Origin of the sequence: Amphibacillus sp. Q70, assembly GCF_052055485.1 — a bacterium.
In the GTDB taxonomy this organism is placed as follows: domain Bacteria; phylum Bacillota; class Bacilli; order Bacillales; family Amphibacillaceae; genus Amphibacillus.
This window is the reverse complement of sequence record NZ_CP197171.1, coordinates 737611-754058: the sequence shown is the minus strand read 5'-3', so window position 1 is coordinate 754058 and position 16448 is coordinate 737611. Positions and strand designations below refer to the sequence as shown.

General features: G+C 36.0%; 10 protein-coding genes. All 10 read left to right on the top strand.

Annotated elements, in window-relative coordinates; genetic code table 11:
• Nucleotides 1–70 precede the first annotated feature (70 nt).
• The 10 genes from cdaA to ACS127_RS03260 all read left to right on the top strand — a co-directional run bounded on the left by cdaA (nt 71) and on the right by ACS127_RS03260 (nt 16310).
• Nucleotides 71–892, top strand: a complete 822-nt coding sequence (cdaA, locus tag ACS127_RS03305) for a diadenylate cyclase CdaA (RefSeq protein WP_440897041.1) — start codon at nt 71–73, stop codon at nt 890–892.
• The gene (locus tag ACS127_RS03300) at nt 889–2133 is read left to right on the top strand and encodes a CdaR family protein (RefSeq protein ID WP_440897040.1); all 1245 of its coding nucleotides are present in this window, start codon (nt 889–891) and stop codon (nt 2131–2133) included. The genes cdaA and ACS127_RS03300 overlap by 4 nt, the downstream gene beginning before the upstream one ends.
• A gap of 41 nt (nt 2134–2174) precedes the next feature.
• Nucleotides 2175–3521, top strand: a complete 1347-nt coding sequence (gene glmM / locus ACS127_RS03295; protein ID WP_440897039.1) for a phosphoglucosamine mutase — start codon at nt 2175–2177, stop codon at nt 3519–3521.
• Between the two features lie 543 nt (nt 3522–4064).
• Entirely contained in the window at nt 4065–4748 is a 684-nt protein-coding gene (locus ACS127_RS03290) for a YesL family protein (RefSeq protein WP_440897038.1), read from the top strand.
• A gap of 877 nt (nt 4749–5625) precedes the next feature.
• Complete coding sequence (locus tag ACS127_RS03285; RefSeq protein ID WP_440897037.1) at nt 5626–6969, top strand: ABC transporter substrate-binding protein; 1344 nt, start codon at nt 5626–5628, stop codon at nt 6967–6969.
• 484 nt (nt 6970–7453) lie between these two features.
• The gene (locus ACS127_RS03280) at nt 7454–8395 is read left to right on the top strand and encodes a carbohydrate ABC transporter permease (protein WP_440897036.1); all 942 of its coding nucleotides are present in this window, start codon (nt 7454–7456) and stop codon (nt 8393–8395) included.
• On the top strand, nt 8395–9246 hold the full coding sequence (locus ACS127_RS03275) for a carbohydrate ABC transporter permease (protein WP_440897035.1): 852 nt from the start codon (nt 8395–8397) through the stop codon (nt 9244–9246). Before ACS127_RS03280 ends, ACS127_RS03275 begins: the two co-directional genes overlap by 1 nt.
• Before the next feature lie 214 nt (nt 9247–9460).
• Nucleotides 9461–10066, top strand: coding sequence for a YesL family protein (locus ACS127_RS03270; protein WP_440897034.1), 606 nt, complete (start codon nt 9461–9463; stop codon nt 10064–10066).
• 320 nt (nt 10067–10386) lie between these two features.
• Entirely contained in the window at nt 10387–15015 is a 4629-nt protein-coding gene (locus ACS127_RS03265) for a carbohydrate binding domain-containing protein (RefSeq protein WP_440897033.1), read from the top strand.
• 281 nt (nt 15016–15296) lie between these two features.
• On the top strand, nt 15297–16310 hold the full coding sequence (locus ACS127_RS03260; RefSeq protein ID WP_440897032.1) for a LacI family DNA-binding transcriptional regulator: 1014 nt from the start codon (nt 15297–15299) through the stop codon (nt 16308–16310).
• Nucleotides 16311–16448: the final 138 nt, after the last annotated feature.

The following is a 16448-nucleotide window of genomic DNA, read 5'->3' as shown; positions in this document are numbered from 1 at the left end:
TGCTATAATAAAATGAGTGACTATCAATTGAAATGAGTGGTTATTATATGAATAGAGGGATGTGTAAAACATGTTCGGCGAGGGACTAAATATATTTAATATGCTCAGAATAGTGGTAGACATTACCCTTGTCTGGTATGTTTTCTATAAATTAATTATGTTATTGCGTGGTACAAAGGCCATTCAGTTATTAAAAGGAATATTTGTTGTTTTATTTATATATTTGATTAGCTATTTACTTAATCTTCAAACTGTGCAAGTCATGATTGAGCAAGTTATTGTTTGGGGACCTGTTGCCGTTATTATCTTATTCCAGCCTGAGCTGAGGAGAGCGTTAGAGCAAATTGGGCGAGGGAGTTTTTTTAGTCGTAATCGCCGGTCGGAAGAAGAGATATTTAATCAAACGATCGATGCAATTGTTAAATCTTGTACTTACATGGGCAAGCGTCGGATTGGGGCATTGATTACGATCGAGAGTGAAACGAACATGGGGGATTATATTGAGACAGGAATCCCGATTCAGGGTCAACTGACCCATCAGTTGCTAACTAATATTTTTGTTCCTAATACGCCTTTGCATGATGGGGCAGTTATTATAAATCAAAATGAAATTGTGGCAGCGGCCTGCTATTTACCACTCTCAGAAAGCCCATTTATTTCTAAAGAGTTGGGGACACGTCATCGCGCAGCAATGGGGATCAGTGAAGTAAGCGATGCATTGACTATTATTGTTTCAGAAGAGACTGGGAGTATATCTTGTACTCGAAATGGTGAGTTACATCGGGATATTGATCAAGATAAATTAGTTGAGATATTAAGAGATAATTTAGGATCGAATTTTAAGAAAACCCCTACGCCGAAAAACTGGAACTGGAGGGGGAGGAAAAAATGAATGAATGGCTAAATAAAACATGGGTCATCCGTATAATTTCCTTATTGCTTGCGATTATTGTATTTACTGTGATTTCACTTGATAATCAAGATACACGAACGGCGGATATTGGTAGCTTTGATTCGATATTTAATAGCTCCCAAGAGACACAAGTATTAGAGGATATTCCTGTCAGTATTCAAATAGACGATGAACAATATGTTGTCAGTGGTGTGCCACAAACTGTTGCAGTAACTTTGCAAGGAACAATAAGTGTTGTGCAATCTACTGCAACGCAACGAAACTTTGATGTTTATGTCAATCTTGAGGGCCTAGAACCGGGAACGCATACAGTTCCACTTGAGCATGAGGGGATTTCAAATCGATTGTCAGTTGAAATTGCCCCAGAGCAAGTTGAGGTTTCTATTGAAGAAAGGGCAACAGCGGAGTATGAAGTTGATGTTGAATTTACCAATCAAGAGGCTCTTCAACCTGGTTATGAATTGACTTCAGCTACTGTTATTCCGGATACGGTACAAGTTACCAGCTCTCAGGATATTATTGACCGAATAGCAATGGTGACAGCCTTTATTGACGTTGAAGGACTTGGTGAAGACATGACTTTTGAAGAAGTTCCAGTCCGGGTCTATGATCATGAGGGAAATCAATTAAATGCTCGGATTGAGCCGGAAGTAGTTTCGGTTGAGGTTGAGTTAGCGAGTCCAAATAAATCGGTTCCCCTTTCAATTGAAACGACTGGTGAGCTGTCGGAGGATTTTCGACTGCTTTCTATGGAGGCAGATGTAGATGAGGTTCAGGTTTTCGCCTCAGAGGAAAATCTTGCTAGTATTGAATCGATAAGTACCGAGCCAATTGATTTATCAGAAATTACTGAATCAACCACAGTTGAAGTGGAATTAGAAATACCTGAGACTGTTAGACTTTTATCAAGTGAAACAGTAACAGTTACTATAGAGGTAGAAGAAATGATTGAAGAGACAATTGAAGATGTGGAAATTGATATTGAAAACTTAGCTAATGGCTTAACACCATCTTTTTTGAATCCTGATACAGGTACAATTGATATCACTGTCTCGGGTTATCAAACAGAATTAGCCGATATTAGTTCAAGTGATTTTCAATTGATTGTTGATTTAGATGGAGTTGAAGATGGTGAACATCAGTTGCCTGTAGAAGCGATAGGACCAGATGATTTAGATTTTTTATTGGCTAGGGATGAAGTCATGATTGAAGTTCGGTAAGTAATAAAATGAGTAATTCGGAAGTAAAGGAGAGGTACATGATGGGTAAATATTTCGGAACAGATGGTGTGCGAGGGATAGCTAATGAGCAATTAACGCCAGAGTTAGCGTTTAAACTGGGCCGAGTTAGTGGATATGTACTGACAAGAGAAGCAGAAAAACCAAAGGTACTAATCGGAAAAGATACACGTATCTCAGGTGATATGTTGGAAGGGGCTTTGACTGCTGGTTTATTATCGATTGGGGTAGAAGTTATGCGTCTGGGTGTGATTACCACACCAGGAGTAGCCTACTTAACAAAAGCGATGAGTGCAGAAGCTGGGGTTATGATTTCAGCTTCGCATAATCCAGTGGAGGATAATGGGATTAAATTTTTTGGACCAGATGGATTTAAATTATCTGATGAACAGGAACAAGAAATTGAGGAATTAATCGATCAAAAAGAGGATTCATTTCCACGTCCAATCGGTTCAGCAATTGGGGTAATTAATGATTACTTTGAAGGGGGTCAAAAATATCTACAGTATTTAAAGCAATCGATTGATAATGAATTTGAGGGTCTACATATCGCACTCGATTGTGCTAATGGATCAGCATCTTCTTTAGCACCTCATTTATTTGCCGATTTGGAAGCTGATCTATCAACTATTGGTGTTTCACCAGACGGGTTAAACATTAATGATGGTGTTGGTTCAACGCAACCAGAAGCATTACAAGCACTAGTCGTAGAAAAAGAAGCGGATATTGGTTTAGCTTTTGATGGCGATGGTGATCGTTTAATTGTTGTAGACGAAAAAGGAAATATCGTTGATGGCGATCAAATTATGTATATTTGTGCTGACTATTTAAATAAACGCGGACTCCTTCGACATTCAACAGTTGTTACCACAGTGATGAGTAATCTAGGATTTTATAAGGCTATTGAGGAAAAAGGTATAAAAAGTGATAAAACAGATGTTGGTGATCGCTACGTAGTTGAAGAAATGCGCAAAGGTGGTTATAACTTTGGTGGTGAACAATCTGGTCACATTATTTTTCTAGATTATAATACTACTGGAGATGGAATGCTAACAGCCTTACAATTAATTGATATTATGAAGGAAGCAGGCACGAAATTATCGGAGTTAGCATCAAAAATGGAAAAATTCCCACAAGTTTTAAAAAATGTAAAGGTAATTGATAAACATCAGGTATTGGTGGATTCACACATTCAAGAAGCTATTAATAAAATTGAGCAGGAAATGGGAAGTGAAGGACGTGTACTCGTGAGGTCGTCAGGAACAGAATCGCTTGTTCGAGTTATGGTAGAGGCTCCAACGATTGAACGTTGTCACGAGGCTGCAGATCAAGTTGTTGAGGTTATTGAAGAACGGTTAGGACTGGAATAATTAAATTAAAATTAATGTTCAAAACTGGAGTATGCTCACTATAATATAATTGGCATATTCCAGTTTTTTGTTTTCACTTCCCGGCTAAGAGATGAATTCGAGTAAACATAAGTGTACTCGTTGTATGGTAGAATGATTTAGTAGTGTATAATCCCTTAATAAAGCCATTTTTATCACAGATAACCGTCCGTAAAACTCGGGTCAACAACGGGTTTCGATGGGGCGAGTAACCGCAAACATTTGTGACAACATCTGGGGTTACGATTACTCACCCCATCCAAAAGACTTGGGACTGGGGCTGTGATTACTCGTCCCACCGGAAACATCTGCATGACCTACATCCTGTAGGCCCAACTCCCACTGATTGAAGTTTCGTTTTATTCTATTTAGATTTTGTCTTTTTGTTAGAATAAGAATTTTGCTAATGTTAATCATGTTGATAAATAACAGATAAGGAAAAACTTGCTCAACGATATCAATTCAGATATATTATAGGAATGTAGATTTACTCTATTTATCATAGCGTTAAGGAGGTGTTTTCATATGGATCAACCAAATGGCGGGGCTATGTTTGGCTTATATCGATTATTTAATTGGCTTACAATCTTAGCCTATTTAAATATATTATGGATGCTATTTTCATTACTTGGATTAGGTTTGTTTGGAATTGGCCCAGCAACTCTAGCCGTCTTTTCTATTATTCGGGATAAATTACAGGAAAATGAATCAGGTACAATTTGGCGGTCGTTTTATCTTGTATTCAAAAATAACTTTTGGCGTGGAAACAAGTTGTTTATCGTTATTTTTTTGGTCTTCAGCTTTATTTTCATCGATTTTGCTATAATTAGGGCATTGCCGTATCATCCTGTGATGGCTTATGTGGTTATTCCAGCTTTAATCATCTTAACCGCTTTGTGGATATTAATCTCTAGTTATACTTTTGCGTTACAAACGCATTATCAGCTTAAGTTTTGGCAAATTTTTAGAGATGCTTTTTGGATATCGGGAATTTTTCCGTTGTCTTCATTAGGTATTATTTTTGTCTTTTTTATTATTATCGTGCTGAATTATTGGATTCCAGCAATCATTCCATTTTATCTAGTTTCAGTTCCAATATTTGCAATTCAGTTAATTGCTCTAGTTACTTTTAAACAAATTGAAGCAAAAAAATTTTTGCTTGAAGAAGAACAAAAGAATGGTCATAGGTTGTCGGAAAAAAACGGCTAATATTTTTTTCACTCAGTATTAATTTGGCGAATGCTGTGAGATTAAATAATCAAAACATATATTTAAGAGAAATTAATATTAATTTGGTGGAGAATACCTTAATTTGATTGACAGACTAGTAGTAGGATTTTGTGTCAATGAGGTTGATAATTATAAAAGCTAAAGTTATAATCTTTTTAAAGCGCTTTCACTTATATTTAAATATTAAAACCTTATTATATAGGAGGTGAAATTAGTAGAGGTATTTATGTTTTACCATTTTACCAAAGCGCTTTAAGTATAGGTGCGATGATAGTATAAACTGATTATGGACATTTATATTATCATTTTTATCACAGATAACCGTTTGTAAAACTTGGGGTAACAATGGGTTTCAGTGGGGTGAGTAACTGGAAACATCTGGTGTTTTGATTACTTGTCCCACCGGAAACATCTGTATAACCTACATCCTGTAGACCCAACTCCCACTGATTGAAGTTTCGTTTTATGGCGTGATAATCTTACTATGCCTATATTCCTAAAAAGAATTTCTTTTTAGAAAATAACTGACCTTATGACGTGCTGTAGAAAAAGTTGAATAAATTTTAAAATATTTTAATTCTCCACTTTACCAAAGCGGTTTAGTGGTTTATACTAGTATTAGTAAAATAAATGAATCAAAAATAGAAGACGATAGAAAAAGGAAATATACTATTCCTAACAAGTATGAAAGCGCTTTTTAAAAGGTTATTTTAAACATTAGAATGTAAGGGCTTACGATGTATGGAAGAGTTATTTTTTCTGTTTTATCTGAAAGCGCTTTGGAGTATTGGTGAAACTATCGATAAATTTAAGTGATTCATTTATGCTACTGAAAATAAAAAGGAGGGTTTTCGAGATGAAAAACTTTTGGAAACTTGTATTAACAGCATTATTTGCTATTAGTTTGCTAGCAGCTTGTGGAGGTGGCGATACAGATAACGGTGCTGATTCGACAGTTGACGGTGATGATAATGATGCTGAAGAAACAACCGATGATGTAACAGAAGAACAAATTGGTAGTGAGGATGCAGAAGTTGAATTAGTATTTTGGGAATTTGGAAACACGGGATATGATGTTTTAATAGAAGAATATGTAGAAGAAAATCCGCATGTATCAATCAATCTTATTAATCAAGATCAAAATGACTTGCATGATAATTTGTTTACATCCCTATCAGCTGGAAGTGGTGCACCTGATATCACAATGGTAGAAGACGCACAAATTGGACGTTTCTTAACTGCAGAAGATAGATTTCACAATTTGTATGATCTTGGAGCAGCAGATGTTGAAGGAGAATTCCTTGATTGGGTATGGCAAGATGCACAGAGTGGAGACGGTTCATTCCAATTTGGTTTACCAACAGATATTGGGCCGACAGTAATGTTCTATCGTACCGATGTTTTAGAAGAGGCTGGTTTTGATTCTTCGCCGGAGGCAGTATCTGAATTAATTCAAACATGGGATGATTTTTATCAAGTAGCATTAGATATTAATGAAGCTACAGGAGCATTAATCACTGATTCTGGAGAGCTTGTATATAATGCAAGACGTGATCAACTCACTGAAACCTACTTTACTCCAGAAGACGAGTTCATTTTAGAAGAAAATAGTGGTATTAAAGAAAGTTATGATTATGTTGTTGATCTTTATGATGAAGGTGTAGTAGGAGACATTCCACTTTGGACTCCAGAATGGTTTGCGGGTATGGATGACGCATCTTACGCAGCATTCTTAGGACCTGCTTGGATACAAGGTGTTATTAAAGATAACAGCCCAGAAGAAGGCGTTTGGTCAATGACTACATTACCAGAAGGTGCTGGTAACTGGGGTGGATCCTTTTTAACGCTTCCATCTGAAAATGAAAATCAAGAAGAAGCTTATAAATTTATTAGCTGGTTAACTGCACCAGAACAACAATTTAAAGCATTCCAAGGTTATGGATTGTTCCCATCCGCACCATCTGTATATGAGATGGCTGAATTTCAAGAGTATGAAGACCCTTACTTCGGGGGAATAAATACAGCAGAAATTTTTGCTGAAGCTGCTGAATCAGTCGTTCCTTCTTATAAAGGGGCTAGTTTCTACCCAGTAGATGATGAGATTAAAGAAGCAATTGATAACGTTGCAGCTGGTGGCGACCCCGAAGAAGAGTGGGAAGCTATGTTAGACCGAGTACACAGTGTTTTAGAAAGACAATAATTTCCGACTAAAACTTGGAGGGTGTGGAGTAGCTTGCCATACCCTTCTCATTTTAATTTGCTTCTAATAATGTTATTTCTTTATACCTATTAAACTTAGTTTTAAATATTGGAAAACTACAAATATTAGCCAGACGATTGTATATGTTGAATTCTAGAAAGAATTAATTTACTCAATTTCGTATCTGATAAATTTATTTAGTTTTTATTGTTGTAATGGGAGCACCTCTTTTATTTAAGTGAGTATTTTGGTTGAATAAAGTTTAACAGGTCAAGAGTGTTTTGCTGAAATATGCTATTAATTTACTAATTCAACGACTATAATTACTTACATGCCTAGAATTAATTGATAACTTCTGGTGTGCGAGATGACTATATAAAGTATTCTTTAGAAATAATGAAGTTTGCTTTTGTAAATAACAACAAGATTTTAATAGGTAGAGTATTCCTTTTGTTTTATAGGGATTTATAGAGGAGGTAAAAAATTGCCGAAAAAAGCAAAAACTAAACGTTTAACTGAACAAAAACAAAATACAATATCTGGCTATTTGTTTGTTTCTCCATTTTTTATTTTGTATATCATTTTTGGGCTATTCCCTATGTTATTTAGTTTTTACTTATCTTTTTTTCGATGGGATGGTTTAGCACCAATGGAATATGTTGGCTTTAGGAATTTCGAGATTATCTTTAATGACAATATATTCTTTCAATCGATCATAAACACATTTATCATGGGGATTTTGGGAACACTTCCACAAATATTTATCGGGATATTACTAGCGTTTGCACTTAATTCAGCTTTGATTAAGTTTCGTAATACCTTTAGAACTTTTGTGTTCTTACCTTATATTACTTCAACGGTTGCGGTGGCGATCATTTTTGGTCTTATTTTTAATAACCAAGATTTTGGTTTTGTAAACTATATTTTAAGTATATTTGACATCGACCCGATTCGATGGACCCAGGAGTATTGGCCAGTAAAGATTGCAATATCGACAATGGTATTTTGGAGATGGGTAGGATATAACACAATTATCTTTTTAGCAGGTATGCAAAGTATCCCGACAGAACTTTATGAAGCGGCAAAAATCGATGGCGCAACCGTTGGACAACAAATAAGAATGGTTACGCTTCCGATGCTAAAGCCTATTTTAATGTTTGTTACATTTACAGCAACCATAGGGGCACTGCAATTATTTACAGAGCCGCTTATTTTCATGGGAAGAGGCTTACGCCAAGAAGGAATTACAATGGTTGCCTATTTATGGAGAGATGCATTTGTATATAACTCATTTGGTACTGCATCTGCTGCGGCCATTATTCTATTCATTATTATCATTGCAATAACGGCTATTAATTTATTGATTACAAACAGAGTTGGTCGTTCAAAGAAAGTAAAGGGAAGCTATGTAGGAGGGAATAAATGATGAAAAAAAATACAGAAGTCAGTTTTAAGAAGTTTTCATTTACAAAAGCCCTCGTTTATTTGTTTTTAATCGCTGCTGCCCTATTTTCCCTTTTCCCATTTTACTATATGTTTGTGATGTCAACCCGACTCAATCGAGAAATCAATAGCGTACCACCACCATTCGCTCCTGGCAGTGAATTGGTAAGTAATTTTCAAAAAGTACTTGATAATATTGATTTTTTTGGAGCAATGGGAAATTCATTAATTGTGTCAGCTTCTATTACTTTCGGCGTGTTATTTTTATGTTCTCTAGCAGGTTTTGCATTTTCTAAATTAAATTTTAAAGGGAAAAACATACTATTTACTATTGTGCTAATAACAATGATGGTTCCTCCACAATTAGGGTTAATTCCACAATACTATATCATTACTACTTTAGGGTGGCTGAACGATCTTCGTGCTATTATTGTCCCTGGATTAGTCAATGCATTCGGTATTTTCTGGATGAGACAATATATTGCGGAAGGAGTACCTTATGAAATTGTAGAGGCGGCAAAGATAGATGGATGTTCGAATTTTCGAACTTACTGGAATATTGTTGTTCCAATGATCTTACCAGCATTTGCAACACTTGGTATAATTGTATTTATGCAAGTATGGAATGACTTTCTATGGCCGGTTACGGTTTTACGAGACCCAGCCATTCATACTATTCAGGTGGCGTTAAGATCATTAAATGATGCAAGGCAACTGGATTATGGCATGATTATGTCTGGTACATTTTGGGCAACAGTTCCATTACTTATTGTATTTTTAATGTTTAATAAATTATTTATTCAAAGTATCTCAGAAGGAGCTGTGAAGAGCTAATTTATTAATAGTCATTTGAAAATATCTAATTGTTTAATAGGCTTTTTCAAAGTATTTAATTAATGAGGGAATCCAATTCATTCACATTCAGAGCCTTTATTATTAACTGAATAAAGGACCTGAATGTGAATCATATATTTTGAATTTGGCGTAAGTTTACTGTTTAACTATATTAAAAGAATAAACGAAATGATTTTTTAATAATGGGGTGCTCATGTTGGGGAATATGATTTTTAAAATTACCGATCTCATCTATAGGTTTGTAGCCTTGAATCTAATATGGTTCATGTTTTTCCTAATGGGAGTGGGTGTTTTAGGATTCATGCCAGCAACAGTAGCACTATTCTCTGTTATTCGAAAGTGGTTAATGGGTGAGGAAGACTTAAAGCTATTTAAAATGTTCTTTCATTATTATAAAACCGAGTTTATTCGTTCTAATATAATATGGTCGATATTTTTAGTCATTTTCTATATTATCTATGTAAATTTCACTTTTGTTCCTTACTATTATGATCAACATATTCATATTTTTTTGTATGTGATCATCTTTTCCGTTGCATTTATTGCAATTATGACATTAGTCAATACTTTTTCCGTGATGGCTCATTTTGAGTTTAAAACATTGCAATATATTAAAGTTGCCTTCGGAATGGTATTTTTTAAACCGTTAAATACATTGATGCAACTGATGTGGTTAATAGCCTATTATATTTTGGCGATACAGTCGACAACTATTTTTGTTGTGCTTGGAGTGAGTGTTTTTGCATTTATCCTAATGAGTATTAATTATCGCACGTTTGTAAGGAATACATCATCATAATACTGAGGAGACAATTGACATACGTAGAATCATATTTTCATAAAATTCTCATCGTTATAATTGAAAGCGCTTTTAGTATTGATTCAGCAAAAGTTAGCCCATACAGGAAAAACCAACTGAAGTGAATTCTATGTACTATCTCGAGTCATTTTCGATGATTTACTCTCGAAGGAAAAGGTCTACTAAGCTATTGATAAAAATCATCATCTCCTTCGAAAGCGCTTTATTTATTTTGAAGGGGGTGATTATTTTATCCATACCACTGAGAAGTTGCCCGAAGTAATGATTAAATGAACCTATTAATTTTAAGGAGGAACAAGATGCTTAAGAAGTATTTGAGTATGTTTCTAGTGTTTTTATTAATTAGTTCTCATTTTGGCGATGTCATAAGCGCGAGCACAAAAGATTCAACAACAGAAAGTAAAACAACGTCTTTATATTTAATTAGTGGAGACCATGAAGGAGAATTGCTTGCGAAAAAGGGAAGTTCTTCTAAGGCAGATGTTGTTGAACAGGGTGAAAGATTAACTTACATTATTGAGGATGTAACAGGAGAATATGATGGTTCAAGTCATACGATAGTGGATTTATATTTAAATGATCTAGGTGCTGCTATAGCAAGTCATGCAGAAGTATCCTTCGATTTTAATGGTGATGGCACTTGGGACGTAGTTGAGAAAGTAGGCGAGATGAATACGGCTGGAAATACGAGTGAGGAAGAATATCAGCGATTCAGCAAAGAATTAAGTTCATCAATAAACTATGAAAACTTTGATTCCGGTATAATTAAGCTTGAAGTTTATCCGATGTCTGGAGAAAGTTCACTAGAGGTAAAAGTTAATGCTCCAGATGATGCTTCAAAGATTGTTCTCCCTTATAACTTTGAAGTGGTCGAAGATCAAGACGAAAAAGATTCAGAACTAGAACTAGAATCAGAACCAAAACTAGAACCAGAACCAGAACTAGAGCCGAAGTCAGAATCAGTAGATCCGGTAAAGCTCTCTGATCCGATTGAAGTGGGCGATACGTTTGGGGATTGGACATTAACTTGGCATGATGAGTTTGATGATGATCAATTAAATGAAGACAACTGGAGAATAGATAAGGGTAATGGTTATCAAGATGATACGGGTGAATTTATTCATGGTTGGGGTAATGAAGAACGTCAATATTACCAAGAGGATAATGTCAGTGTGGAGGATGGTCATTTAGTTTTAGAGGCAAGAGAAGAGACTATCCATGTACCAGGCCACGGAAGAGAAACGTTTCATTATACATCCGGTAAAGTTATCTCTGATGGTGGTCGATTTAAGCAAACATATGGAAGATTTGAGGCTAGAATGGCTTTGCCAGAAGGACAGGGATTCTGGCCGGCATTTTGGATGATGCCTGAGGATAGCGTTTATGGGGTATGGGCATCATCGGGTGAGATTGATATTATGGAAAACGCAGGAGCTACACCGGAGAAAGTAGGTGGAGCAGTACATTATGGCGGTCGTTGGCCAAACAATACACATACAGCTGAAGACTACTATTTTCCGGACGGCACGGATACATCAGATTTTAATGTTTATGCACTTGAATGGGAGCCAGGTGAACTTCGCTGGTACGTTAATGATGAGCATTATTGGACATTAAACAATTGGGAAAGTCTAGGTCCAAACAATCCAGCGAAATACGCATACCCAGCTCCTTTCGATCAAGACTTTCATATTGTTTTAAATCTTGCTGTTGGTGGCTGGTATGGTGGAGATCCAGATGAGACAACTGAATTTGAAGATAGTCGAGTACTTGTTGATTATGTGAGGGCGTATGAATTAACAGGAAGAGAGTATCGAGAGCCCGAGGAACCCGTATTTGAAGGGGAAGAGTTACCGGATAATGCTAAAGAGGCTATTGATGGTAATTATGTATATGACCCTAACTTTGAACAAGGGTTTACCACATTACGAACAGATTCAGACGTTGAATCGAATTGGGATAAAAACTATTGGAATTTCCTTCATTTAGAACAATTTAACGGGACAGGTTCAGCATCTGTTGATGATTTGAATGGTCAGTCATTTGCAAAGGTTGACATTGAAAATGGGGGGAGTCAAACCCATTCTATTCAATTAATTCAAGATGTCACACTTGCAACTGGAAGGTGGTACACTTTAAGTTTCGATGCTAAATCGAATACAAATCGGAATATGAACGTAAAAATAGGGGGTGGAGAATCAAGAGGCTGGACAACCTACTCTCCTAATCGTGATTATAGTTTAACGAATGAAGTTCAAACATATGAAATGACCTTTCAAATGCAGCATGACTCAGATCCAGCTGCACGTTTGGAATTTAATTTGGGTACAAATACAAATCCGGTTTGGATTGGAAATGTTAGTTTAGAAGAAATTGATGGTGTTGATCCTTATAATGAAGAGGCTCCCAAACAGCCATTACGTGATGGAAATCATGTCTATAACGGTACATTTGATTCAGGCCGTATGGATCGTATGACTTATTGGGATTTCAATACCGAAGGTGCAGAGGCAGCTGCTTCAGTTGACTCGAATGTAAGAGAACTTGAAGTAGCAATAGAAGATGGTGGTTCAACCCCAGAAACAATTAAATTGACACAGAAGGGGATTAATTTACTTCAAAGTGATGAATACCAATTGATATTTGATGCAAGGGCTACTGAAGCTAGAGATATAGGGGTTGCCCTTATGAGTAAAGATGGAGATATCAATTATTCGGGAACAGAAATGATTCATTTATCAACGGAAATGGAACAAAAAGAACTGACTTTCACGATGGGTTCATCAGAAGATATTGAAAGTCAATTAGTGTTCATGTTAGGCGGAGACGATAGTGATGTAACTATTGATAATGTAAAATTGATTCGATTGACTAACCATAATGTTAGTCTTTCACTTGAGGATGCGTTCCCACTCAAGAATGGTGATTTTACGAATGAACTGGCAAATTGGACAGAGCATGTTCAAGGTGATCATGAACCAGGTGTTTCAGAAGCAACCTTTGATGTTGTTGATGGTGAGTTAAAGACTACGGTTATAAATGCGGGTTGGGAGCCATGGCATGTTATGTTAAGCCAGGATGGAATGCCCTTGAAAAAATTTAATACTTATATCGTTGAGTTCGATGCAAGGTCTACGTTAGACCGTGAAATTGAAGTTGTCGTAGAAAATAGTTCCTATCAACGTTACTTCAGTGATTTAATTGAATTAACGGATACGATGCAAACATTTTCATTCGAATTTGATCTGGATGTAGATGATGTCGTTGATTTGAAATTCTTACTTGGCAATGTAGAGGGTGGAAATCACGATATTTTCTTAGATAATATCAAATTTGAGGTTAAGGGAGAAAGGGAAAAATACTTCCCATTAGTAAATGGTGATTTTTCTGATGGACTAACAACTTGGCATGAGCATGTACAAGGGATTTATGATGGACCATCAATAGCTAGTTTCACAGAAGAAGCTGGTGAGGCAAAGATTACTGTAGAACATACTGGAAATAATCCATGGGATATTTCTTTATCACAAGAAGAATTGGCTCTTTATGAAGATCTCACTTATATTGTTGAATTTGAGGCAAGATCATCGACTGATCGCACATTAGAGCTCGTATTAGATAATGGTGAAGCTGGTGGATTTCATCGTTACTTAGAAGATGTTGTTCAATTAACATCGGAAACACAGACATTTAGTTACGAACTTGATATGACTTCAGATGATCTGGTTGGCTTGAAATTCTTAGTGGGTGCAGTAGAAGATATAGAAATAACAGAAACCCATGATATTTTTATTGATAATGTTAGATTAGAAGTTAAAGGAGCTCGTGAGGTATTAGAGGGAAACGGGGAAGAGCCAACAGATCCTGATGATGAAGAACCGTCAGACCCAGGAGATAAAGAGTGGAGAGAAATCGGCGAAAACCTTGTTATTGATGGTACATTTGATGAAACAACGGAATTTGGTGATCCTGATAACCCATTAATTTGGAATATTCATAATCAAGGTTTCCATGAAGAGTGGGGTGGAATGGCGAACTTTACCGTTGTGGATGGTGTTGTTCATGCTGAAATTGAGCAAGTAGGTTGGGCATGGTGGCAGATTCAACTTTTACAAGATATTGAGGTTCCTGCTGGTACTTACAAAGTACAGTTTGATATGCAATCTGACCACGATAGGGATGTAAGAGTTGAATTGACAGGTACAGGTTCAGAAATTCAAGAATTCAGTGTTGGATCGACTATGGAAACCTATCAGGCAATTATTGAAGTGACTGAATCTGGTCAATATAGTCTTATGTTTGGTCTAGGTAGAGAAGAAGATGAATCGGAATTAACCGTTCCCTATACAATTAAGATTGACAATGTAAGATTAGTTGAAGTGGAAGAAGTAGAAGGAACAGATCCAGAAGACCCAGACCCAGAAGAACCGGGAGACCCAGATCCTGACCCAGAAGATCCGGAGAATCCAGATTTAACTGAATTAGAAGAGATCATTCGAGAATTACAGAGCTTAATTGATGAGCTTAATGCTAGACTTTCTGAATTGGAAGAAGCAGAACTTGAAGCAAAAATATTAGTTTTAGAAAGTCAATTGGAAGAGCTTAAAACTAAATATGGTGATTTAGAAGCTGATTTTTCCCATATCGAAAAAAGTATAGCTGATTTGGAAGAACAATTGGCTGTGTTGCAATCACAATTGGCCAAATTAGCTGAAACATCAGAATCTTCTGATCAAGCTGAGGATGATACGTCTAAGCCTGTTAAAGCAACTGGTGACGAATCAAATGGTACAGGGGGATCAGAGGAGAACGAGATATTACCTAGTACAGCTACCCATCTATTTAACTATCTAGTTATGGGACTGGTATTGCTGATCATTGGTGGTACTTTGTATTTGATAAGAAAAAGACAAACATTAAATAATTAAAAAGGCAGTCTCCTCCTTTAAAAAGGGGGAGAGGCTTGATTTCTAGAGCAAATTGATTTATTTTTAATTAGAAGGATATCAAAGGGTTAAACCTGTTTCTATAGGAACATTTTACAGTTAGTATGAGTAAATTTAAAATAATGATTTAAGAACCGTTCTTTTGCTGGTATTCAACCTCCTTGTTTAATGTAAAATAAAAGGTGAATTCTACAGCTAAAATATTATAAAATATCTGCTTATGAGTTTAAGAAGCGGCTACTTGTTGAAGAGGAGAATTAAAATTGGTAACAATATATGATGTGGCTAAAGAAACAGGTTATTCTATTACAACTGTTTCAAGAGCATTAAATAATTACCCCGATGTAAGTGATAAGACTAAGAAAATCATATTAGAAGCTGTAGATGAAATGGGATACTTTCCAAATTCTATTGCAAGGTCATTAACGATGAAAAAATCCTTTACTTTAGGTGTGATCTTTGTTGAAGACTTAGGAGTAGGGATGAAACATCCTTTCTTTAGTGCAGTTATAGAAGGATTCAAGCAAAGAGCAGAAAAGTTTGGTTATGATTTAGTATTTATTAATCGCTTTATCGGAAATGAAAAGAAAAGTTACATTGACCATGCTTATTATCGAGGTGTTGACGGGATTATTGTCGTCTGTTCGAATTATAGTGATCCAGAGGTTGTTAAATTAATCGAATCCCCTTTGCCAAGTGTTGTATTAGATGTTCACAGTGATAAGACAAATGTCATTTATAGTAATAATGTTTATGGTTGTGAATTGGTTATTGATCACTTATATTCGCTTGGACATAAAAAAATTGCCCATATAGCAGCTGCTGAGGATACATTTACAGGCAACGAAAGGCTAAAAGGGTATAAGCTCGGGATGGATAAATACGGGTTGCCTATTAATGAGGACTATATTGTAGATGGTGGCTACTTCTCCTATGAAGGAGGTTATCATGCGATGAATAACTTGCTTAAATTAGATGATGTACCGACAGCTGTATTTGCATCCGGTGATACCATGGCGATTGGGGCTATAAAAGCAATTAAGGAAGCGGGACTTAAAGTACCTGATGATATATCAATCGTCGGTTTTGATGATATCGATCTCGCTCAGCATATAACACCTGCTTTGACAACCATTCGACAAAACACAGAACTGATGGGAAAAAGAGCAGCCGATTTATTAATTGATCAAATTAATGACAAGGACGAGGATTTCTCAACTGTCATACTCTCGGTAGACTTAATTGATCGGGAATCGACAAAGTCGTTAACGGATTAAATGTTCTGTTATGGTGACTAATGGGAGTTGAGAGACTTCGTAAAGTTTATTAATGATATTCTAAGCATCTTATTTACCTATGTTGTTTGACAACAAATCCCTAAAGTCAGATTGAAAGCTCCTAAGTCTTGATGTACT

Bases quoted from the DNA above. Each gene is read 5' to 3' on its own strand.
- ACS127_RS03285 (WP_440897037.1), top strand. From the start codon at position 5,626: ATGAAAAACTTTTGGAAACTTGTATTAACAGCATTATTTGCTATTAGT.
- glmM (WP_440897039.1), top strand. From the start codon at position 2,175: ATGGGTAAATATTTCGGAACAGATGGTGTGCGAGGGATAGCTAATGAG.
- ACS127_RS03275 (WP_440897035.1), top strand. From the start codon at position 8,395: ATGAAAAAAAATACAGAAGTCAGTTTTAAGAAGTTTTCATTTACAAAA.
- ACS127_RS03290 (WP_440897038.1), top strand. From the start codon at position 4,065: ATGGATCAACCAAATGGCGGGGCTATGTTTGGCTTATATCGATTATTT.
- ACS127_RS03300 (WP_440897040.1), top strand. From the start codon at position 889: ATGAATGAATGGCTAAATAAAACATGGGTCATCCGTATAATTTCCTTA.
- ACS127_RS03270 (WP_440897034.1), top strand. From the start codon at position 9,461: ATGTTGGGGAATATGATTTTTAAAATTACCGATCTCATCTATAGGTTT.
- ACS127_RS03265 (WP_440897033.1), top strand. From the start codon at position 10,387: ATGCTTAAGAAGTATTTGAGTATGTTTCTAGTGTTTTTATTAATTAGT.
- cdaA (WP_440897041.1), top strand. From the start codon at position 71: ATGTTCGGCGAGGGACTAAATATATTTAATATGCTCAGAATAGTGGTA.